The sequence below is a fragment of the Spirillospora sp. CA-294931 genome, assembly GCF_050946795.1.
Classification (GTDB): domain Bacteria; phylum Actinomycetota; class Actinomycetes; order Streptosporangiales; family Streptosporangiaceae; genus Spirillospora.
In genome coordinates, this window is record NZ_CP192006.1 from 7717487 (window position 1) to 7737990 (window position 20504).

Consider the following 20504-nt stretch of genomic DNA (forward strand, 5'->3'; position numbering starts at 1 on the left):
GCCGGATCGCCGGGAACCGCGCGGGGGTCGCGAGCGACTGCATGGTGGGCGGCAGGGGCCGCGCGGACGAGAGGAGAGGTCGATGCGGCTGGAACGACCGGCGCGGGAGCGGGAGACGGCGAGGCCGAGGTGGGCGCCCGCGGTGCTCACCGCCGCCATGGCCGTCTCGATGCTCCAGCTCTTCCTGATCGGGGCGCTGGGACCCCGGCTGGTGGAGGACGGCGGCTTCTCGCGGACGGTGCTCGGGCTGACCACCACCGCCGGTTTCGGCGTGGCCGCGCTGCTGTCGCTGCGGGCGGGACGCTGGGTCGACCGGCTGGGCGCCCGACGCTGCCTGGTGGCGCTGCTGGCGCTGGCGGCCGTGGCGCTCGCGCTGATCGGCTCGGCCACCGGTACGGCGATGCTGCTGGCCGCCGTCGCGCTCGGCGGGCTGCCGCAGGCGCTGGCCAACCCGGCGACGAACAAGGTCATCCTGGCCGTCGTCCCGAAGGAGCGGCGCGGCTCGGTCACCGGGTGGAAGCAGTCCGGCGTCCAGCTCGGGGCGTTCGCGGCCGGTGTCCCGCTGGCGGCGCTCGCGGGCTGGCTGGGATGGCGCGGCGCGGTGTTCGCCGCGGCCGGGGCGGCCCTCGGCCTGGCGGTGTGGAGCCTGCGGGTGCTGCCGCCCGATCCGGAGAAGCCCGCCGAGGGCGCCGCGGGCCCGCCGCCCCGGGTGCGGGTCGGGCGGCTGGCGCTGTTCTGCCTGCTGCTGGGCTGCGGGATCGCCTCGGTCAACACCTATCTGGCGCTGTACGGGTCCCAGCGGCTCGACCTGGGCCCCGTGGTGGCGGCCTGGCTGGTGGCCGTGCTGGGGATCATGGGCATCGCGGGCCGGGTGGGCTGGTCGCGGCGCGCCGGGGGGATGGACGTCCCGGCGCTGCTGCTCGCCCCGCTCGCGGCCGGGGCGTGCGGGGCCTCGCTGCTCCTGGCGGCCTCCGGGCCCGTCCCGGCGCTGGTGTGGCTCGGCGCGGCGGGCGTCGGCGCCCTGGCCACCGCTGGGAACGCGGTCTCGATGGTCGCGGTGATCAAGGAGGGGAACCCGAAGACCGCCGGACGGGCCTCCGCGCTGGTGTCGGCCGGGTTCTTCGGCGGCTTCGCGCTGGGGCCGCCGCTGTTCGGGCTGCTGGTGGACCACGCCGGGTACGGGCCCGGATGGTGGCTGGTGGCCGGTGAGTTCCTCGGCGCGGCCCTGGTCGTCCTGCCGCTGTGGGCCCGCCGGTGAGCTGGGCGGAACGGGCCCTGACCGACGTCCTCGACCGGGTGGCGGCGACGGAACCCGAGCTGGGCGGACGGTGGCCGCTGTACGCCGATCCGGCGTCCGGCCGGTGGACGACCACGGCGCGCGGCTCATGGACGGGCGGTTTCTGGGCCGGGCTGCTGTGGCTGCGCGCCGCCGTCACCGACGACCCCGCCGACCGATCGGCGGCGCTGGCCCGGACGGAGCTGCTGGCGCCCTGGCTGGAGGCCGACACCGCCACCCGGGGGCTCATCTTCTGGTACGGGACGGCGCTCGGCGACGGCCCCGCCACGACGCTGCGGACCGAGGCCGCCAAGGCGTGCCTGGCCGCCCACGATCCCGCGCTCGGCGTGGTGCCGTGGGGCGGCGCGTTCGGCGGGCCGCGCGAGCTCGTCCGGGTGGACGGGCTCCCGGGTCTGGTCCCGCTGCTGCGCCAGGCCGGGCCGGACGGGATCCGGGCCGCCGAGGCCAACGTCGAGCGCTACCGCGAGCTCGCGATGACGACCTCTCCCCCGCACCCGGCCTGGCGGGCGCTCCCCGGCGGCACCTGGACGCCGCACCCCGAACCGCCCGCGGGCTGGAGCCGCACGGTGGGCTGGCTCTGCCTGGCCACCGAGGATCCGCGCTGGCTCGACCAGGCCGCCGTCGCGGCCCGTTTCGATCCCGGGGCCCCGGCCGTCCCGCCCGCCGACGCGCGGCGGCGGGACGGCCCGCCCGACACCTCGGCCGCCGCCATCGAGGCCGTCGCCGCGCTGAAGCTCGCGCACCGGACCGGCGGCGGCGCCGCGCGCGTGCTGCGCGAGCGGGGCACGGCGGTGCTCCGCGCGCTGGCGGACGGTCACCTCCGCGAGGGCCGCCTCCTCGACGGGTGCTACGACCTGGGCCATGGCGTGGCCACCCGCCACGAGCTGGTGTGGGGGGACTTCTTCCTCGCGGTCGGGCTCGCGACGCTCACCGGCGTCCTCGGCCCGTCCGACTGCTGACCGGGACGCATCTCAGCTCTTCAGCGCGGTGGTGAGCAGGCCGGCGTTGGCGCGGTACATCGCGATCAGGTCGAGGTCCTTGCCGGGGAAGTTCACGATCGTGACGCGCTCGGCCTTGATCGAGGCCAGGGCGTCCGCGCCCGCCATCGCGGAGTTGTCGAGGATCAGGGCGGGCTTCTTGGCGGCCAGCCCGGCGACCTGCGACGGCGTCGGCGGCTGCGGCCCGTAGGTGCCCGCCGGGGCCGCGCCGAGCAGGTCGGCCGTCCAGGCGACGAACGCCTGCGACACGAACGCGGGCCTGCCGCCGCCCGCGTAGGCGTCGCCGACCTGCTTCTTGAGCCCGGCGTAGGCGGTGTCGAACGAGCTGGTCCAGGTGCGGGCGGCCGGGGCGGTGCCGAACGCGGCGGCGAGCCGGTTCACCTCGCCCTTCACCATGGCCGGGCTGTTGTCCAGCTTCACCTCGATCAGCTTGGCCTTGGATCCGGCGGCCTCCTTCAGCTTGCCCGCGAAGCCCTCGAACGGCGCGTACAGCACGAAGTCGGCGCGGGCGACCTTGGCGATGTCGGACGGCTTGGGGTCGTAGTCCGGCGGGTGCGCGACGCCCGCCGGGACGATCACCGTGACGTCGGTGGCGCCGGCCGCCCGCGCGAACGCGGCCTCCCACGTCGAGGCGGCCACCACCGAGGGGCCGTCCTTGGACCCGGCCTCGGCGTCGTCGCCGGACGAGCCGCAGCCCGTCACCGCCAGGGCCGTCAGCGCGATCGCCGCGAGCGTCTTTCTCATGTGCGTCTCCTCGGAGCCAGGGTGATCAGGAGGGTCAGGGCACCGCCGAACAGGACCAGGACGGGCCCGGGCGGCAGGTCGAAGAGCAGGGCCAGGGCGAACCCGCCCAGGTTGAAGGCCAGCCCGCACACGACGGCCCAGCCGGTCATCGCGACCAGGGACGCGCCGAGCCTGCGGGCGGCCAGCGCGGGCAGCAGGGTGAGGGCGTCCACCAGCAGCGCCCCGGTCAGCCGGATCGCCCCGGCGATCGCCACCGAGATCACCGCGAGCAGCACCACGGTCAGCACGCCCACCGGGACGCCCGAGCACACCGCGAGCTCGCGGTCGTGCAGCAGCAGCCCGAGGTCGCGCCGCCGGATCCAGAACAGCGCGGGCACCAGCACCGCCAGGACGGCGAGCACCGCGACGTCCGCGGGCCTGGTGGCCAGGATCGAGCCCCACAGCAGCTCGAACGCCCCGTTGGCGTTGACGCCCGACAGCGACAGCATCAGCAGAGCCGCCGCGACCGCGAGCGTCATCAGCAGGCCCATCGCGCCCGAGAGCCCGGCCGGGGCCTTGGCCAGCGGGGCCAGGGCGCCGCCGGTCAGCGCGCAGAGCACCAGCGCGCACACCAGCGGGTCGAGCCCGGCCGTCAGCCCGACGGCCGCGCCGAGCAGCGCGACGTGCATCATCGCGAACCGGACCGGCAGGATGTCCAGTCCGATGACGAACACCCCCACCACGGGCAGCGCGACGCTGCCGAGGACGAGCGCGACCAGGGCCAGCCGCACCGAGGGCAGCTCCAGCAGCACCTGAAGCTCGGCCAGGGAGTTCACGCGAGCTCCCGCAGCCGTCCGGCGGCCATCTGGACGGTCCGCTCGCACGCGCCGACCACGGCCTGGTCGTGGGTGGCGACCAGGACGGTGACCTCCAGCCCGCCGAGCAGCGCCGCGACCCGCTCCTGCCCGTCGAAGTCCAGCGCGGCCGTCGGCTCGTCGGCCAGCAGCACGCCCGCCCCGGCGGCCAGCTGCCCGAGCGCGCGCGCCAGGTAGGCGCGCTGGAGCTGCCCGCCCGACAGCGTCCCGACGGGCCGGTCGAGCAGATCGGCCAGGCCGAGGTCGCGGGCGGCCTCGCCCGCCCGCGCCGCCGCGCCCGACGAGACCAGCAGCTCGGCGACCTTCAGCGGGAACCGGCCGCCGGTCTGCTTCTGCGGGATCCAGGCGACCTCGCGCCGCCGCGCGGCCCACTCGGCCGGACGGCGCGCGCCGCGCCCGCCCACCTCGATCCGGCCCCGGGTGCCCGGATGCAGGCCGAGGACGGCGCGCAGCAGCGTGCTCTTGCCGGACCCGTTGGTGCCGGTGAGCGCCACGTGCTCGCCGGGCGCCACCTTCAGGTCCACCGCGTCCACGGCGGTCCGTCCGGAGTAATGGCAGCTCACGGCCACGATATCGACGGCATGGGCAGGCATCGCAGAGCCTTCCGGCTGCGTCCGGACGTCCGTCGCCCGGACCGGGGGCAGGGGTGGGACGCCGTGCGGAGACCGCACGGCGAGGAGAACGGGTCAGCCGACCCGTGCGTGGGAGTTCACGTCACCGCGCCGTCCGCGCGAGTGCGGGTACGACGCCGGCACCGGCGGCCGGACGGCCCCGGGCGCTCAGTGGTGGACGAGCGCCGTCGCTGGAGGGCCCCGCAGGACCAGGACGTACCGCAGCAGCACCGAGACGGGCCCGGGCACGGACACGGCCGCGCGCGGGCGGGCCGGACCGGGCTCCCCGGTCACGGCGCGCACGATCAGGAAGAGGAGACCGGCGAACGCGGCGGCCAGCAGGCGTCCCAGCCGCCAGGCGGCGCGCTCGCCGCGCCGCAGCCACCACGCCGAGACCAGGGCCGCGACCAGGTGCGCCCCGGTCATCGCGGTGGCCCCGCCCTCGACCACGGTGGGCTGCTCGCCCGCGTGGTGCAGGTTTCCCATCGTGAACAGGGTGTGCAGGACGAACTGACCCATCAGCAGGCCGCCGACGATCGTCGGCAGCGAGCGCTCATGGCCCGCCAGCGTGTAGGCGAAGGCGAACACCAGCCCGAACCCCGCGGCGACGCGTCCGGCGGACGCGCCCGCACCGGAAGCCGACCAGTGCGCGAGGCACGTCAGCGTCACGCACACGACGGCGAAGACCGTCGCGCGCGCGATCCGGAAGGGGGGTCGTCGGCTCATGGCGCCCCCATACTGCCACGCGCCACCCTCGCGGCACAGAGGCCGAATGCGGCCTCCAGCGCCCCTCGACCAGGGCACCAGAATCCGGGCCGTGTACTCGTACGGCGTACACCCGCTGACGTATCCCGCGAGGAAGTTCCTTCTCCCGGAGGAAGCGCGCGGAATGCGGCCCGCCGAATGATGAGGTCTCCGTCAACGCGAAACCCACCGCCCGTGACCTGGGCGGTGGGTTCCGCGGGGTGCTCCCGTCTCGGTGGCGGGGGGATGCCACCGAGCGGTGCACTGGAGGATGGCACCAATGGCCGACGTGGACGGCATTCATCGCAGAGCGCTTTGCCGATTGTTCTCGAACGGCACGTCGCCATTCAAGAAAAGGGCGATGAGCTTTGCCGGACGATCAATGACGCAAAGGGCATGGACGCAGGTGAGCGCGCGCATGGATCTTCCGTTGTCCCCCACGGTCCACCAGTTGCGGATCTTCCTGATCCTGGCGGAGGAGCTGCATTACGGGCGGGCGGCGGCGCGGCTGTTCGTGACGCAGCCCGCGCTGAGCCGGCAGATCCTGGCATTGGAACGGCGGCTCGGCGTCTCGCTGTTCGAGCGGAACAGCAGGTCGGTCCGCCTCACCCCGGCCGGCGCGGCCGTCCTGCCCGAGGCCCGGGCGGTGGTGGACGCCATGCGAGAGGTGCACCGCGCCTCGTGCAAGCACGCACGCTCGGCCTGCGGACAGGTGATCATCGGCACCGTCGGCGCGGAGGGGGCGATGCCGTACGCCCACGCGATCCTGGAGGAGCTCCGCCGCCGCAACCCACGGCTGTGCGTCGAGATGCGGCTGCTCGACCTGGTGGACCACTTCCGCGCCCTCGAACGGGGCGAGGTCGACGTGGTCTTCGGGCGTCCACCCGTCCCCGAGGGAGTGGCGACCCTGCATCTGGCCACCGAGCCGCGGGTCGTCGGCGTGTCCGCCGACCATCCCCTGGCCGCCCGGACGAGCGTGACGCTGAAGGAACTGACCGGGGAGCCCGTCATCGACCATCCCGAGGAATGCCCCCAGGTCTGGCGCGAGTTCTGGGCGGCCGATCCCCGCCCGGACGGCTCCCCGGTCGTCTACGGCCCGGTCGTCCGGGACGTGGAGACCGCGTTGACCACGGTCGCCCAGGGAAGGGCCATCGTGTTCCACCCCGCGGCGGCGCGCTCGCTGTTCCCGCGCCCGGGCGTCGTCTACCTGGACGTCGAGGACCTGCCGCCCTGCACCTCGGCGCTGGCCTGGAACGCCGCGAGCGGCGACCATCCCAACGTCGTCGCCGTCCGCCGCGCGGCCCGGGCCGCCTGGACGAACGGCCGCCAGGGGTCTACCACCAACCGGTGCACTTGATCTCGACGGCGAGGGTGCCGCATGCACGGAACTTCCGGTTGGCGTCGCCGGTGGTGTAAGCGGCCGGGGTCGTGAGCGGCCCACTGGTGGACCCGCCGAACGGGCCGCACTGCAGCCAGGTCCTACCGCCGTCCTGACTGACGTCCATCCACACCTTGTTGTTGGCTTCGAGGACGCCGCCGTTGATCCCGCCGATCCTGCCCCAACCGCGCTGGCGGCCGGCCACGGTCCCGGACTCCAGCGTGACGGCGACTCGCGCCGACAAGTCCACCCTTCGTTGGACCGTGCCGCGCAGCGTGTCAGGAATGTCGACGAATCCGTTGGCGCCGCCCACACAGTCCGCGGGGCTGGCGACGGCGGCCTTGTCCGCCGGAGCGGCGGCCTGGGCGGGCGCCGCGACGAGCGCGAGGCCGGTGGCCGCGATTCCCACCGCGCCAATGCCGAACTTGATGATTCTGGCCAAGACTTCTCCCCGAAATTCGAATGAGCTTCACAAACCCTTTGCTTTGCTCATTGTTAACGGCCGGATTCGGGGTTCGCAATGATCAGGTGATGAGCTTTGTCCGGGAATCAATGCGGGCCGGGCATAGATCCCGGTCAGGGGTTGTTGATCCATCCATGGATCATCGGTCCTCTCCCACCGCCCACCAGTTGCGGATCTTCCTGGTGCTGGCGGAGGAACTGCACTACGGACGTGCCGCGGCGCGCCTGTTCATGACGCAGCCCGCGCTGAGCCGGCAGGTCGTGGTGCTGGAGCGGCGGCTGGGCGTCTCGCTGTTCGAGCGCAACAGCAGGTCCGTGCGCCTCACGCCGACGGGCGAGGCCCTGCTGCCCGAGGCCCGGGCGGTTGTGGACGCGATGCGGCGGCTGCAACGCGCGTCCGACGAGCACGCCCGCTCGATCGGCGGACGGGTCGTCGTCGGCACCATCGGCGCGGAAGGGGCGATGCCGTTCGTCCACGAGATCCTCGAAGAGCTGCGTCGCCGCAACCCGGGGCTGGAGATCGAGATGCGGCTGCTCGACGTGGTGGATCACTTCCGCGCCCTCGAACAGGGGGAGGTGGACGTGGTCTTCGGCCGCCCTCCCGTCCCCGACGGCATCGCGACAATGCATCTGGCCACCGAACCGCGGATCGTCGGCATCTCCAGCGACCATCCCCTGGCCGGCCGGACGAGCGTGACGCTGAAGGAACTGGCCGGGGAGCCCGTCGTCCGCTATCCCGAGGATTGTCCCGCGGCCTGGCGCGCGTTCTGGGCGGTCGATCCCCGTCCCGACGGCTCCCCGGTCGTCTACGGGCCGCTGGTGCGGGACGTGGAGACCTCGCTGGCCACGGTCGGCCAGGGGAAGGCGATCGTGTTCCTTCCGCTGGCCACGCGTTCGCTCTTCCCTCGCCCGGGCGTCGTCTACCTGGACGTCGAGGACCTGCCGCCCTGCACCTCGGCGCTGGCCTGGAACTCCACGGGCGGCGACCAGCCGATCGTCGCCGCCATCCGCCGCACCGCCGAGGCGGCCTGGGCCAGCTGCCATTGATCGGCGGCACCGCCACCCGAGGTCACGCGGGGGCCGCCTCGATCACTCGGTAGCCGGACGGGATCGGGTCGCCGATCGAGGTGACCGCGAAGCCCGAGGCGGTCAGCAGCGCCCGGAACTCCGCCTCCGTGCGCTCGCGCCCGCCGGTGGCCACCAGCATGTTGATGTCGCTCATCACCGTGCCCCGGCTCTCGGCGCCCGCCACGGGCGGCAGCACCGGCTCGACGACCAGCAGCGTCCCGTCCCGGGACACGGCCTCGCGGCACCGCTTCAGGATCGCCGCGGCCCTCTCGTCGTCCCAGTCGTGGATGACGCTCTTGAGGAGGTAGGCGTCCTGGCCGGAGGGCACCGAGGCGAAGAAGTCCCCGGGGACGACGCGGCACCGGTCGGCGACCCCGGCGGCCTTCAGCGTGGCGTCGGCGCCCTCCGCCCCCGCGGGGAGGTCGAACAGCACGCCCCGCATCGCCGGGACGGCCGCCAGGATCGACGCGATCAGCGTCCCGTCGCCGCCGCCGAGGTCGGCCAGCGTCCCGAACCGCGCGAAGTCGTACGCCTCGACCAACTGCGGCGCGACGTCACGCGTGTGCTCGGCCATGGCCGCGTTGAACGTCGCCGACTGCTCGGGACGGGTGGCCAGGAACTCGAACGGCGACATCCCGGTGACCTTGTCCCAGGCCGGCTCCCCCGTCCGGACGCTGTGGACCAGGTCTCCCCATGACGCCCACACCTCGTCCCCGCAGAACAGCATGACCAGGCCGCGGATCGAGTCGGGCGCGTCCTCGCGCAGCCGCGCCCCGTCCGCGGTCAGCTCGAACCGGTCGTGCTCCACCTCGGTCACGGCGCCGAGCGCCGCCAGCGCCCGGAGCAGCCGGTAGAGCGAGGGCCCGTGGGCGCCGACCTCCCCGGCCAGTTCCCCGCTCGTCCGCGCGCCGCCCGCCAGCAGGTCGGCGATCCTCAGCTTCGCCGCCACCTGGATGATCTGGGCCGGCATGTACCCGAACACCATGTCCAGGAACGTGGACCGCACACTCGCCTCAGCCATCGAAATCCCTCCCTCGCGTCACGTGCCTCCGACGCTAGAAGGCGCCGCCTCGCCCTGGCTTGGACGAATGTCACCTGCCCAGAAGCCGGGGCGGCGCCAGAGGGTGAAGGCCACGACGAAGGTCCAGGCCCAGGTGAGGGCGGTGAACGGGACGATCACGGCGAAGCTGATGAACAGGGCGCCGGTGAGCCATCCCAGGCCCGCCAGGACGGCCCACCATCCGAGCCAGGGCGGGAGCGTCCGCGAGCGGGTCAGCGTGTAGCCCGTCAGGGCGACCAGGGCGCCGAGCATGGCCTGGGCGGTGAAGGCGGTGCTGCCGAGGACGATCAGGAGCGTCTCGGTGCGTTCGAGGATGGCGGCGCGGTTCGCGCCCCGCTCGAAGTACTGGTCGGCGGCGGTCGTCAGCCCGAAGGCGTGGACGCTGAAGTAGACGGCGAAGACCGCCGCCGCGGCGGTCGCCACCGCGGTGACGGCGGTGCCGAGGAATCGGGACGCCGGGGCGGCGAGCCGGGTGAGGGCGGTGAACGAGACGGCCCAGAGCAGGACCGCCGCGATGTTGATCATGTGGGCCGGGCGCCAGGTCGGGCGGTCCCGGACGTACTCCAGGGTCTGCGCCGCCGAGTCGATCGGCGGGTTGCCGTGCAGGGCGCTCGGGACGATGTAGAGCACGGTTCCCGCGAGGACGGCGATCCCCAGCGTCCGCATCGGTGCGGGCAGGTCGGTCATGGTCGGCTCCTGTCTGTAGACATGGGCAGACTAGTCATAGGATGACTAGTTGTACAGTCGGCGCATGTCGGAGTCGCCGTTGAGCCTGGTCGTCCTGGCGCTGCTGTTCGAGGGTCCGGCCCATCCCTACCGGATGCACAAGCTGATCTCCGAGCGCGGCAAGGACGAGGTCGTCAACGTCCGCAGCCGCAACAGCGTCCAGCAGACCGTGCAGCGGCTGGAGCGCGACGGGCTGATCGAGGCGGCCGGAACCGAGCGGGAGGGCGCCTATCCCCCGCGGACCGTCTACGCGATCACCGAGACCGGCCGGCGCGCGCTGCTCGACTCGCTGTACCGGCTGCTGGCGACACCCGCGCGCGAGTACCCCGCGTTCTCCGCCGCCCTGTCGTTCATGGCGATCGCGAGCGCGGAGACGGCGGCCCGGCTGCTGCGCGAGCGGCGCGGCGCGCTGGCGCGCGACGTCGACCGCAGGAGCGGCCCCACCGAGCGGGCCGCGCGGACCCTTCCGGCGATCCTGCTGATCGAGGACGACTACAGCCTGGCCATGCGGCGGGCCGAGATCGCCTGGCTCGACCGCACCATCGCCGCGATCGACGCCGGCGACCTGGCCTGGGATCCCCAGCGCCTCATCGACGAGGCACCCGGGTACGAGCGCTAGACGTCCTCTCCGGAGCGGCGGCGGGTGAGCAGGGTCCGGGCGGTGAGGCCCGCCGCGACGAGGCCGGTGCCCAACAGGGCGAGGAGCGCCAGCTGGGTTCCGGTGAACGGGAGGCCGCCGCCGTCGTCGTCGTTGCCCTGGCCCTTGCCGGGCTTGGGCGTGGCGGTGAGGCGGCTGGTCGCGGTGTTGTTCTCCGGGTCGGGGTCCTCGCGGGACGGCGCGGTGGCGGTGTTGAGCTTGGTGCCGGGCGTGGTGAGGCGGACGGTCATGGTCAGGGTGGCCGCATCGCCGGACGGCAGGTCGCCGACCGTCCAGCGGTCGCCGGTGTAGGTGCCGGTGGCCGCCCTGGCCGCGAGCAGGGTCACGCCGGACGGCAGGCGGTCGGCGACGGTGACGCCGAGCGCCGTGCTGGGGCCGTCGTTGCGCACGGTCACCCGGTAGGTGACGGCGGAGCCGACCCTCGCCCTGGCGGCGGAGGCGGACTTGGTGACGGCGAGGTCGGCGCGACCGTACGCGGTGACCACGGCCGTGCCGGTGTTGTTCCCGGGACCCGGATCGTCCACGGGGCTGATGGCCGAGGCGGTGTTGCGGACCGGGCCCCGGGCGGACGGGTCGACGGTGACGTTCACGGTCAGGCGGACGGCGCGTCCGGCGGGCAGGGTGCCCAGGGCGCAGTCGAGGCGGCGCCCCTCGGAGCAGGTCACTCCCGGTGGGGCCTGGACGCCCTTCGGCGTCACCTGGGCGGGCAGGGCGTCCACGAGCCTGACGTCCGGAGCGTCGGACGGGCCCCGGTTGGCGACCTCGACGGTGTAGGCGAGGTCGCCCGAGGCGACCACCGAGCGGGCGGCCGACTTGGTGACCCGGAGGTCGGCCTCGGGCGCGGTGCCGACCTCGGCGACGGCGACGTTGTCGTCCGGCTCGGGATCGGGGGTCGGGCTGGTGACCAGGGCCTGGTTGGCGAAGCCCTTCCCGCCGAAGCCGGCGGGCACCAGGGCGGTGACGGTGATCGGGACCGTCGCGCCGTCGGCGAGGTCGCCGAGCGCGCACTCGACCCGGGTTCCGGTGACGGTGCAGGTCCGGCCAGGGGCGGTCGCGGTGATGTCGCGGAGCCGCGCGTCCAGGACGTCGGTCACGGTCACCGCGCGGGCCGCGGACGGTCCGTGGTTGGCGGCGGTGAGGGTGAAGGTGACCGGACGGCCGGGCGCCACGGTCCGGGGCTCGGCGGTCTTCCTGATCGAGACTCCGGCCAGCGGGGCGGAGCCGACCGTGACGGTCGCGGTGTTGTTCGCGGGGTTCGGGTCGTCGGTCGCCGAGGTCGTCGTGGCGGTGTTGCGGAACCGTCCGCTCGGGAAGCCGGCCGGGACCAGGGCCGTGATCGTGACCGTGGCCCGGCCGGACGCCCGCAGGTCGCCCAGCGCGCAGCCGACCCGGCCGCCCCGGACCTCGCACCGGCCGCCGGTGGCGGACGTGACGCGCAGCCGCGGGTCGACCTGGTCGGTCACGGTGACCGACCGCGCGACGGACGGACCGCGGTTGGCTACGCCGATCGTGAAGGTCACCGGCTGCCCCGGGACGACCGTGGCGGGGTCGGCCGACTTGGTCACGGCCAGGTCGGCGGACGCGCGCACGGGCAGCGGGAGCTCGACGGTGTTGTCGTCGGGGTGGGGATCGGGCGTCTCGGCCCTGACGGTGGCGCGGTTGGTGGCCGTGGCCCCGGTGTGGTCCGGGCCGAGCACGGCGTCATTGATCGTCACCACGACGCTCTCGCCCTGCCTGATTGTGCCGAACCCGCAGGTGACCCGCCGTCCGTCGAGCGCGCATCGGCCCGCGCCCGCCGGGGTCACGGTGACTTCGGTGGCCGACATGCCTTCGGGCAGGCTGTCCAGGAGGGTGACGTCCCGGGCGGTGGATGGCCCGGCGTTGTGCACGCGGATGTCGTAGGTCATCGGCTGTCCCGGGACCACGACGGTGCCCGTGGACGACTTGACGACGGAGAGGTCGGCGGCCTCGTCCACCCGGGTGGTGACCTTGGCAGAGTTGTTGTCCGGCGCAGGGTCCGGGGTGGCCGAGCGCACGGCGGCGGTGTTGGTCACCTCGTCGTCCCGGAAGCTCTCGTCGACATGGGCGAGGACGCGGACCTGGAGGACCTCGCCGACGCCCAGCTCGGCGGCCCGGCAGGTGATCACCTGGCGGGCGTTCTCGCAGGTGCCGTTGACGGCCTCGATGTCGGCGGCGGTGACTCCGGCGGGCAGCGCGTCGGTGAGCACCACGTCCCGGGCGGTGGACGGGCCCTGGTTCACGGCCCGCAGCAGGTAGGTCATGCCGCCGCCCGCCTGGACGGCGCCCGGGTCGAACTCCTTGGTCATCCCCAGATCGGCTCGGGGCGTGACGGTGCCGGTGCTGGTGTCGGTGGTTCCGGACGGGTCGGGGTTGGGTGTCTCGGACGTGACCGTCGCGGTGTTCTCGATCTTTCCGGACGCGCCGGGATCGAGCGTCCCGCGGATCCGGACGGTCGCCGTGACTCCCGGGTCCAGGTCGCCCAGCGCGCACTCGACCCGCTGCCCGCCGGACGAGCAGGTGCCCTGGGACGGCACGGCCGCGATCTCGCGGACCGCCGCCGGGACGTCGTCGGCGACGGTGGCGCCGCGCGCGGTGGACGGCCCGTCGTTCCGCACGGTCAGCGTGTAGGTCACGGGCGTCCCGGCCACCGGGTCGGCGGGGTCGGCGCTCTTGACGATGCTCAGCTTCGCGCTGGACCGCACGGTGACGGTGGTGGCGGCGGTGTTGTCGCCCGGCTTGGGGTCGGGTGTCGCGGAGAACGCCTCGACGGTGTTGGTGAACTCGCCCGCGCGCGCTCCGGGCGGCACCCGGACCGTGATGGTCGCCTGCGCGTCCTCTCCCGGCGCGATGGTCCCGGCCGGGCAGGTGATCCGGCCGCCGCGCTCGGCGCAGTCGCCCGCCGGGCCCCGGCCGCGGACGAACTCCAGGCCGTCCGGCAGCGTGTCGGTCAGGACCGTGTCCTGGGCGGTGGACGGCCCCGCGTTGCGCGCCGTCAGGCGGAAGGCGACCTCGCCCCCGGCGTCCACGGAATCGGGCTCGGCGCTCTTGCCCGCGGTGAGGTCGGCCGCGCGGCGCACCTCGGTGACCAGGGCGGCGGCGTTGTCGGAGTCCGTGGTCTCCGGGGTCCGGGTGGTGACCTCGGCGGTGTTGGTGAGCGTGCCCGCCGGGCGGTCGGCGCCGACCAGCGCGACCACGGTGATCGTCGCGGTCCCGTCCCGGCCCAGGGTGCCCAGCCCGCAGCGGACGCGGCCGTCCCGCACGGCGCACCCGCCCCGCGTCGAGCGGGCCGACTCCGCCGTCGTCCCGTCCGGCGGGGCGTCGGTGACCACGACGTCGCGGGCGGTGCTGGGGCCGTCGTTGGCGACCCGCAGCGTATAGGTGACCCGCTCCCCCGCCACCAATGCGGCGCGGTCGGCGGTCTTGGCGATCCGGACGTTGGCGGCCCGTTCCGTCCGCACGGTGTGGGCGGCGGTGTTGTCGCTCGGGTCGGGGTCGGTGGACGAGGCGTCCACCTTCGCCTCGTTGCCGATCCCGGCGGGCTCGGCGTCGTCCGGGACGGCCGCGACCACGGTGACGGTGGCGTCGCCGCCGTCCGGCAGGTCGCCGAGCGCGCAGCGCACGGTCGCGCCGTCGCGGGCGCAGCCGCCGGAGGACGTGGTGGCGCGGGCGAACCGCAGCGGCGCCGGGACGTCGTCGGTGACCACGACGCCCGTCGCGTCGGACGGCCCGGCGTTGTGCACCGAGAGCGTGTAGGTGACCTCGTCGCCCGCGTTCACCTGCTGGGGCCGCGCGGTCTTGGTGATCCGCAGGTTCGCGGTGGGCCGCAGCGGCGTCTCGGTGGCCGCCGTCGGCGGCGTCGGGTCGGGCGTGGACGAGGTCGCGGTGGCGGTGTTGGTGAGCGTGCCCGTCGCGTCCGCGGCGACCCGTCCGGCGACGGTCACGGTGACGGTGCCGCCGGGCTCGACGGTCCCGGCGGGGCAGCGGACCGTCCGGCCCGCGATCGCGCAGGCGCCCTGCGAGGCGTCGGCGGAGGGCCCGGTCAGCCCGCGGGGCAGGACGTCCTCGACCACGACGTCCCGGGCGCTGGAGGGTCCGGCGTTGCGGAGGGTGACCGTGTAGGTCAGCGGCGAGCCGGGGACGGCGGGCGCGGGCGCGGCGGTCTTGGACAGCACCAGGTCGGCGCGGGCGGCCGCGAGCGGCGTCCCGACCGTGGCGGTGTCGTTCGCCGGGTCGCGATCGGGCGTCGTGCTCGTGGCGGCGGCGGTGTTGGCGATCGGGCCGCCCCGGTAGTCGGGGTCGATCGTGCCCCGGACGGTGTACTCGGCCCGCGCTCCGGGACGCAGGTCGCCGGCCGCGCACTGGAGGGTGCCGCCCGGCGGCTCGCAGCCGTCCCCGGTGACGCGGGGGTCGAGCAGCGGGGCGGGCAGGTCGTCGGTGAGGACGACGCCGTCGGCGCGCGACGGCCCGGCGTTGCGCACGGTGATCGTGTAGGTGAGCGGGTCGCCGGGCGCGGGGTTCGCGGGCGCGGCGGTCTTGGTGACGACGAGGTCGGCCTCGCGGCCCACCGGGGCGGTCGCGGACGCGGTGTCGTTCTCGGGACGGTCGTCGGCGGTGCTGGTCGAGGCCTGCGCGGCGTTGGTCACCGTCCCCGGGGCGTGGTCGTCATCGACCCGCACGGTGACCGTGACGGTCGCCCGCTCCCCGTTGCCGAGCGTGCCGAGCGCGCAGTCCACGGCGCCGTCGTCGTCCGTGCACCGGCCGGTGCTCGGGGACGTCCCGGTGACGCGCACCCCGGCCGGGACGCTGTCGCGCACCCGGACGTCCCGGGCGGCGCTGGGGCCGTTGTTGACGGCGGTGAGCGTGTAGCGGGCGGTCTCCCCCGCCGTCAGCTCCGCCGGTTCGACGCTCTTGGTGATCGCCACATCGGCGAGGTCGGCCACGGTGACCGCGGCGGACCGCTCGGTGGAGTAGCGCTTGCCGATCGTCTCGGCCGTGTAGCCGAGGCGTGCGGTGTTGGTCAGCGTCGTCCCGGCGGCCTCGCGGTCGACCGTGACGCGGAACGTCACGGCGAAGCCCTCGTTCGGGCCCAGCCGCCCGCCCGCACCGGCGTCCCCGCCCGACCCGGCGTTGACCTCGACGCGCCGCGGGCCCTCGGCGTACCGGCCCCGGTCGTCGCCGCCCACGTCGGTGAGCGGCCCCTGCCCGTCCCCCCGGGCGAGGCGCAGCGACCCCGGGACGTAGCTCACGCCGGGCGGCAGCTCGTCGGACAGCCGCGCGTCGAGGGCGGCGTCCTCGCCGACGTTGTCCATCGCGACCGTGTACTCCAGCACGTCCCCGGCCTTGGGCCGCTCGCCGCCCGACAGGTTCTGGACGGACTTCTGGCCGGTAAGCCGGGGCGCGTAGATGTCCACCTGGGTGGTCAGGGCGACGGGGAAGTAGACGTCACCGGACGAGGTGAACTCCACCCGCGCCGAGGTCGCGCCGTTGGGCAGGTATTCGGGGGCCGCGACCTGCTTGGCGTCGAATCCCAGCGTGTTGCTGTTGGAGGGCGTGCGCTCGGTGTTCTCCGCGCCCAGCGCGCTGATCGTGGAGTTGAAGAAGTCGTTGGCCGGGGCGACGGCGTCCGCGAGCGGCTTGCCGTTCACCAGCAGCGCGTCGCCGGTGTTGCCGCGGTCGCCCTCGCCCGCGATCGCGCCGATCTTCGCCTGGACCGTTCCCGACGGGGGCGTCAGGAAGCCGCTGATGGTCGAGGACACCGGACGGCCGCGGCGCACGTCCTTGAAGCCCTCGAACATGGTCAGATCGCGCAGCGGCTCGTCCGCCGACTCGTAGGCGACGTTGATCGCCCACCCGGCGTAGGTGTCGACGCCCGTCCTGGCCAAGATGTTGCCCACCCAGTAGTCGCCCGCCCCGGCAGCCTTGACCAGGTCGGTGACCTCGGCGGCCCCGACGTAACGGTTGGACGAGGCGTCCCGGAACACCGCCGGGACGTCCCGGTAGCCCGTGCTCCCGGGGGCGCGGAACTTGACCTCCTCCGACCGCCCCGACGAGGGGCCGTCCGCCATCCAGTAGAGCCGGGCGTACAGGACCTTGGCGCCCGAGGGCAGCGCCAGCCGCGCGGAGGAGGAGTTGTAGGTCGAGGGGTCGTCGTCGGCGTCCTCGTTCACCTGGGGCGCGGAGTTGTTCGCGCCGCCCCGGGCCCGCGCCTGGGCGCAGGTCGCGTTCGTCCCGCAGCCCAGGACCGTGTTCCCCACGGTGACGATCGAGCCGTTCACCTGGCTGTTGAAGATCCGGCCGAAGTCGCTCTCGGCCAGCGCGGCGGGCGCCGCGGCGAGCCAGGCCACGGTCGCCGCCGCGGCCAGGACGGGCGCCAGCATCCCCGACATCCAAGTCCGGCCGACACTCTGCCAGCGCACCATCCGGCTTCCCCCGATTCGCCCGCCCCGCCGCGCACCGAGCGCGATCAACACTGTGACAAGGCGTGATCATCGAGTCCGAGGGCGGCGGCCAGGGCCGTTTCAAGATCGAGTAAGTTTTGCGGCGCTCAGAAAATCGAGATCGGCGTGTAAACCTTCGCCCTTCACGTTCGTCTCTGCCGTGTGATCCAACATCGGTTGTCCGAGGACCTCGCCGAAGCGGCCCCGGACGGGTACGAAGCGCTCTTCCACGGGCACTTCTGGGGCCTGGTCCGGCTCGCCCGGCTGCTGGGTGCCGACGACCCCGAGGACGTGGTGCAGGAGGCGTTCGTCCGCCTGCACCGCAAGCGCGGGGGACTCAGGGACCAGAACGCCGCCCTGGCCTACCTGCGCAGCAGCGTGTGCAACGCCTGCCGCAGCAGGCTGCGGCATCTGCGCATCGCCCGCCGCCGCCACGCGCGGATGGTCGAGCCGAGCGAGAGCGGATCGGCCGAGCAGAGCGCGGTCGAGCACGAGATGGTGCGCGATCTCCTGGCCGCGGTGGACGGGCTCGCCGCCCGCCAGCGCGAGGTGATCGTCCTGCGCTACTGGCTGGATCTGAACGAACGGGAGACCGCCGAGACGATGGGAATCGCGCTCGGCACCGTCAAGGCCCACACGGCGCGCGCGATCGCGGCGCTCGCCAAGCAAGTAAAGGACGCGACATGACCGACGCCTTCGAGGACAAGATCCGGCTAGCGCTCAGCACCCGGGCCGAGACCGTGCGTCCCCACCACCACGCCTACTCCGACAACCGGCGAATGATCCGCCGCGCCCACGTCCGGCGCCGCATGCTGGTCCCGGCCGTGGCCGTCGCCACCACCGGCGCCGTCGCCGCGCCGTTCGTCCTGATCGACGACCTCCCGGGGACCGGCGGGAACGGCCCGGCCTCCGGCGCCGCCGAACTGGAGGCGCTCATGGCGAGTCCGGGCGCGGGCACGACGGTCTCCGGACGCCTGCCCGGAGGAGGAGGGCCGTTCCTGCCCGAGGCTCTCGGGAACGACGGGCGAGTGCTGGGCCGCTCGTCCGACTCCACCGTCTGGGGGGCCGGGCCCTCGGACGGGGCGCCCCGATCGCTCGGCGTCCGCGCCCGAGGCGGCCTCTCGGCCGCCGACGGCACGATGACCTGGGTCGAGCCCGGGAGCTGGGACCTGAAGTGCGGCGAGCCCGGCAAACCGGCCAGATCGCTGTTCCAGTCCTCCGAGCCGTCGCTCCCTGTGCTGAACAGCGGCGGCAGGCGCGTCTGGAGCGACGTCATGCACCAGCCGCTGAGCGGCAAGGGCTGCGATCCGGGACGGTCGGTCCCCAACCGCACCAAGGGGACCCTGGGCCAGATCATCGCCTTCTCCCACCCGAGCCTGTTCCTCGTCGAGCCGAGGACCGAGCGGGTCGTGCGCGAGGTCGATGTCACCACGGGACGTCTCATCCGCACCCGGCCGCTTCCCACCGGCGTCAAGCCCTACCCCGAACCACCCGTGCAAAAGAGTGGCTCCCCAGGCGGGCCGGATTTCAGGCTGGAGCCCCAGCCGATCGATCCGAAGGTCGAGCGGGAGCGGCGCTGGTCCGCCGCCGCCAACCAGCGGGTCTTCGCCTGGGTGGCCGACAGGAAGCTGCGGACGCGCGACCGGCGCACCGGCAAGGAGACCTCGGTCGCGCTTCCCTCGTCGATGGTCACCCCATCGAAAGCCGCCCGCTGGGAGATGACGGCGGGCCGGCACCTGATCGCCTACTCCGCCGCCGGCAAGCGCGACGGGGCCGGTTCCTCCGTGGTCCTCGACACCAGGACGAAGAGGATCTACACGGTGCCCGGCCCCGCCTACGCGGCGGGCGACTGGCTGCTGTGGCCCGCCAAGGGCGGCTACCGGCTGGCGGAGGTGAAGGGATGAGCGGCCCGTACGAGACGGTGGACGACGTGCACGCCGAGGTCCGCGACATCCATGCCGCCCACCACAAGCACGGCGTCCGGCAGGCCAAGACGCTGGACCTCCTGCTGCGCGTGTGCGACGAGCACGAGGTCCGGCTCGGCGCCTACGACCTGGAGGTGCTGCGCTGGCTCGCCGGACGTGATCCGGAGCTCTCCCAGGTGGTCGCGGCCCTCATCCACCGGGCCGCCGCCGGCGGCCACGGCTGACGGTCACCGCACGCGGTGGCCCGGTTTGAAGGCGCTCGACCGCGACGTCCAGACGGCGGCGAGCGCCAGGAGGGCCAGGACGAGCACCGTCCAGGGGAAGGAGCGCGGGCCGGCGGACTCCAGCAGCACGCCGCCCGCCACCCCGCCGCCCGCGACCGCGAGGTTGAACACCGTGACCAGCATCGACTGGGCGACGTCGGCGCCGCCGCCCGCGGCGTCGGCGATCGCGGTCTGGAGCAGGGTGGGCGCCCCGCCGAAGGTCAGCCCCCAGGCGACGACACCGGCCAGGATCGGGGCCGGGTGCCCCGCGCCCACGCCGAGGACGACGGCCGAGAGCGCGAACCCGGCGAGCGCCCCCAGCGTGAGGGCCCGGAGCCTGCGGTCGACCAGCGCCCCGGTGCCCCAGATGCCCACGATGGACGAGGCGCCGAACAGCAGCAGGACCAGGTCGGTCTCGCCGTCCATCCCGGCGTCCTTCAGAAACGGGGAGATGTAGGTGTAGAGGACGTTGTGGCCGATGATCCAGAGGAAGACCACGGCGAGCACCGGTCGCACACCCGGGGCCACGAAGATCTCCCGCAAGCTCCGGCGGGAACCCGCGGCCTCCCCGGCGAAGCCGGGCACCAGCGAGCGGATCCAGACCATCAGGACCAGCGCGACGCCCGACATGATCCAGAAGACGCCGCGCCAGTCGACCATCGAGCCGAGCCAGGTCCCCAGCGGGACGCCGAGCGTCAGCGCGACCGGCTGGCCCACACCGACCACGGCGAGGGCGCGTCCCTGCAGGTGGCCGGGCACCATGCGGCGCGCGTAGCCCGCGAGCAGGCCCCAGATCACCCCGGCCGCCATGCCCGCCACGAACCGCGCGGCCAGCGTGAGCGGGTAGCTGCCCGACAGCGCCGTGACCGTGTTGAAGACCAGCAGCCCGCCCACGGCCGTCAGCAGCAGCGACCTGCGTCCGACACCCCGGGTCAGCGCGATCACGGGGATCGCGGCGGCCACCGATCCGATCGCGTAGGCCGTCACCAGCTGGCCCGCCAGCCCCTCCGAGACGCCCAGCCCCGCGCCGATCCCCGGCAGCAGCCCGGCGGGCATCGTCTCGGTCATGATCGCCAGAAAGCCCGCCGTCGTGAAGGCCAGCAACCGCCAAACGGGCAGGCGTTCTACGGGCCCGCCCGTTCCCGTCGTCCTGAGATCCGTACTGGTCACAGCAATCCCCTCTCGATTCTTTAACGGACGTTACAGATAAACCATCCAGACATACTCGGCACAGCGCAGGAGACGCTAGCATGTTCTG

17 protein-coding genes are annotated in these 20504 nt (G+C 74.1%); 8 read left to right on the forward strand and 9 right to left on the reverse strand.

Annotation, left to right across the window (positions count from 1 at the left end; translation table 11 throughout):
• Positions 1 to 82: 82 nt before the first annotated feature.
• Both ACQPY4_RS34880 and ACQPY4_RS34885 read left to right on the forward strand, forming a co-directional pair.
• Positions 83 to 1258 (forward strand): MFS transporter, encoded by a 1176-nt coding sequence (locus ACQPY4_RS34880; protein WP_433328379.1) that lies wholly within the window; start codon positions 83 to 85, stop codon positions 1256 to 1258.
• Positions 1255 to 2256, forward strand: coding sequence for a hypothetical protein (locus tag ACQPY4_RS34885; protein WP_433328381.1), 1002 nt, complete (start codon positions 1255 to 1257; stop codon positions 2254 to 2256). Before ACQPY4_RS34880 ends, ACQPY4_RS34885 begins: the two co-directional genes overlap by 4 nt.
• Before the next feature lie 12 nt (positions 2257 to 2268).
• Here the strand turns inward: ACQPY4_RS34885 and ACQPY4_RS34890 are convergent, their stop codons facing one another.
• The 4 genes from ACQPY4_RS34890 to ACQPY4_RS34905 form a co-directional block, all read right to left on the reverse strand.
• Positions 2269 to 3039, reverse strand: a complete 771-nt coding sequence (locus ACQPY4_RS34890; protein ID WP_433328383.1) for a metal ABC transporter solute-binding protein, Zn/Mn family — start codon at positions 3037 to 3039, stop codon at positions 2269 to 2271.
• A complete protein-coding gene (locus ACQPY4_RS34895; RefSeq protein WP_433328385.1) occupies positions 3036 to 3854 on the reverse strand; it encodes a metal ABC transporter permease in 819 nt (272 codons plus the stop codon). Before ACQPY4_RS34895 ends, ACQPY4_RS34890 begins: the two co-directional genes overlap by 4 nt.
• On the reverse strand, positions 3851 to 4486 hold the full coding sequence (locus ACQPY4_RS34900) for a metal ABC transporter ATP-binding protein (RefSeq protein ID WP_433328387.1): 636 nt from the start codon (positions 4484 to 4486) through the stop codon (positions 3851 to 3853). The genes ACQPY4_RS34895 and ACQPY4_RS34900 overlap by 4 nt, the downstream gene beginning before the upstream one ends.
• 186 nt (positions 4487 to 4672) lie before the next feature.
• A complete protein-coding gene (locus ACQPY4_RS34905; protein WP_433328389.1) occupies positions 4673 to 5230 on the reverse strand; it encodes a hypothetical protein in 558 nt (185 codons plus the stop codon).
• Between the two features lie 436 nt (positions 5231 to 5666).
• Here ACQPY4_RS34905 and ACQPY4_RS34910 point away from each other — a divergent pair, with 436 nt between their 5' ends.
• Complete coding sequence (locus ACQPY4_RS34910) at positions 5667 to 6605, forward strand: LysR family transcriptional regulator (RefSeq protein WP_433328391.1); 939 nt, start codon at positions 5667 to 5669, stop codon at positions 6603 to 6605.
• On the opposite strand, the gene ACQPY4_RS34915 is transcribed toward ACQPY4_RS34910, so the two are convergent.
• The gene (locus ACQPY4_RS34915) at positions 6583 to 7068 is read right to left on the reverse strand and encodes a hypothetical protein (protein ID WP_433328393.1); all 486 of its coding nucleotides are present in this window, start codon (positions 7066 to 7068) and stop codon (positions 6583 to 6585) included. The two genes, ACQPY4_RS34910 and ACQPY4_RS34915, sit on opposite strands and share 23 nt — an antisense overlap.
• Before the next feature lie 155 nt (positions 7069 to 7223).
• Here ACQPY4_RS34915 and ACQPY4_RS34920 point away from each other — a divergent pair, with 155 nt between their 5' ends.
• Complete coding sequence (locus ACQPY4_RS34920; RefSeq protein ID WP_433328395.1) at positions 7224 to 8135, forward strand: LysR family transcriptional regulator; 912 nt, start codon at positions 7224 to 7226, stop codon at positions 8133 to 8135.
• A 22-nt stretch (positions 8136 to 8157) separates the two neighbouring features.
• On the opposite strand, the gene ACQPY4_RS34925 is transcribed toward ACQPY4_RS34920, so the two are convergent.
• Together ACQPY4_RS34925 and ACQPY4_RS34930 are read right to left on the reverse strand one after the other, a co-directional pair.
• Complete coding sequence (locus ACQPY4_RS34925; RefSeq protein WP_433328397.1) at positions 8158 to 9177, reverse strand: methyltransferase; 1020 nt, start codon at positions 9175 to 9177, stop codon at positions 8158 to 8160.
• Positions 9178 to 9195: 18 nt separating this feature from the next.
• Positions 9196 to 9903 carry a DUF4386 family protein gene (locus ACQPY4_RS34930; RefSeq protein WP_433328399.1) on the reverse strand — a complete coding sequence of 236 codons (708 nt, stop codon included), beginning with the start codon at positions 9901 to 9903 and terminating at the stop codon, positions 9196 to 9198.
• 64 nt (positions 9904 to 9967) lie between these two features.
• On the opposite strand from ACQPY4_RS34930, the gene ACQPY4_RS34935 reads away from it, so the two are divergent.
• Positions 9968 to 10561: a PadR family transcriptional regulator gene (locus ACQPY4_RS34935; RefSeq protein WP_433328401.1), complete on the forward strand. Its 594-nt coding sequence runs from the start codon at positions 9968 to 9970 to the stop codon at positions 10559 to 10561.
• Here the strand turns inward: ACQPY4_RS34935 and ACQPY4_RS34940 are convergent.
• Entirely contained in the window at positions 10558 to 16998 is a 6441-nt protein-coding gene (locus tag ACQPY4_RS34940) for a DUF7507 domain-containing protein (protein ID WP_433328403.1), read from the reverse strand. The genes ACQPY4_RS34935 and ACQPY4_RS34940 overlap by 4 nt on opposite strands.
• Positions 16999 to 17235: 237 nt before the next feature.
• On the opposite strand from ACQPY4_RS34940, the gene ACQPY4_RS34945 reads away from it, so the two are divergent.
• From ACQPY4_RS34945 to ACQPY4_RS34955, 3 genes are read left to right on the forward strand one after another with little or no spacing between them, the layout of a single operon-like run.
• Positions 17236 to 17745, forward strand: coding sequence for a sigma-70 family RNA polymerase sigma factor (locus ACQPY4_RS34945; protein ID WP_433328405.1), 510 nt, complete (start codon positions 17236 to 17238; stop codon positions 17743 to 17745).
• Positions 17742 to 18962: a hypothetical protein gene (locus ACQPY4_RS34950; protein WP_433328407.1), complete on the forward strand. Its 1221-nt coding sequence runs from the start codon at positions 17742 to 17744 to the stop codon at positions 18960 to 18962. The genes ACQPY4_RS34945 and ACQPY4_RS34950 overlap by 4 nt, the downstream gene beginning before the upstream one ends.
• Entirely contained in the window at positions 18959 to 19207 is a 249-nt protein-coding gene (locus ACQPY4_RS34955) for a hypothetical protein (protein ID WP_433328409.1), read from the forward strand. Before ACQPY4_RS34950 ends, ACQPY4_RS34955 begins: the two co-directional genes overlap by 4 nt.
• Positions 19208 to 19210: 3 nt before the next feature.
• On the opposite strand, the gene ACQPY4_RS34960 is transcribed toward ACQPY4_RS34955, so the two are convergent.
• Positions 19211 to 20416 carry an MFS transporter gene (locus ACQPY4_RS34960; RefSeq protein WP_433328411.1) on the reverse strand — a complete coding sequence of 402 codons (1206 nt, stop codon included), beginning with the start codon at positions 20414 to 20416 and terminating at the stop codon, positions 19211 to 19213.
• Between the last annotated feature and the right edge of the window lie 88 nt (positions 20417 to 20504).

What these genes read in the sequence shown, in the direction of transcription:
- ACQPY4_RS34880 (WP_433328379.1), top strand. Translation starts at nt 83, where the DNA reads ATGCGGCTGGAACGACCGGCGCGGGAGCGGGAGACGGCGAGGCCGAGG.
- ACQPY4_RS34890 (WP_433328383.1), bottom strand. Translation starts at nt 3,039, where the DNA reads ATGAGAAAGACGCTCGCGGCGATCGCGCTGACGGCCCTGGCGGTGACG.
- ACQPY4_RS34900 (WP_433328387.1), bottom strand. Translation starts at nt 4,486, where the DNA reads ATGCCTGCCCATGCCGTCGATATCGTGGCCGTGAGCTGCCATTACTCC.
- ACQPY4_RS34905 (WP_433328389.1), bottom strand. Translation starts at nt 5,230, where the DNA reads ATGAGCCGACGACCCCCCTTCCGGATCGCGCGCGCGACGGTCTTCGCC.
- ACQPY4_RS34910 (WP_433328391.1), top strand. Translation starts at nt 5,667, where the DNA reads ATGGATCTTCCGTTGTCCCCCACGGTCCACCAGTTGCGGATCTTCCTG.
- ACQPY4_RS34920 (WP_433328395.1), top strand. Translation starts at nt 7,224, where the DNA reads ATGGATCATCGGTCCTCTCCCACCGCCCACCAGTTGCGGATCTTCCTG.
- ACQPY4_RS34925 (WP_433328397.1), bottom strand. Translation starts at nt 9,177, where the DNA reads ATGGCTGAGGCGAGTGTGCGGTCCACGTTCCTGGACATGGTGTTCGGG.
- ACQPY4_RS34930 (WP_433328399.1), bottom strand. Translation starts at nt 9,903, where the DNA reads ATGACCGACCTGCCCGCACCGATGCGGACGCTGGGGATCGCCGTCCTC.
- ACQPY4_RS34935 (WP_433328401.1), top strand. Translation starts at nt 9,968, where the DNA reads ATGTCGGAGTCGCCGTTGAGCCTGGTCGTCCTGGCGCTGCTGTTCGAG.
- ACQPY4_RS34940 (WP_433328403.1), bottom strand. Translation starts at nt 16,998, where the DNA reads ATGCTGGCGCCCGTCCTGGCCGCGGCGGCGACCGTGGCCTGGCTCGCC.
- ACQPY4_RS34950 (WP_433328407.1), top strand. Translation starts at nt 17,742, where the DNA reads ATGACCGACGCCTTCGAGGACAAGATCCGGCTAGCGCTCAGCACCCGG.
- ACQPY4_RS34955 (WP_433328409.1), top strand. Translation starts at nt 18,959, where the DNA reads ATGAGCGGCCCGTACGAGACGGTGGACGACGTGCACGCCGAGGTCCGC.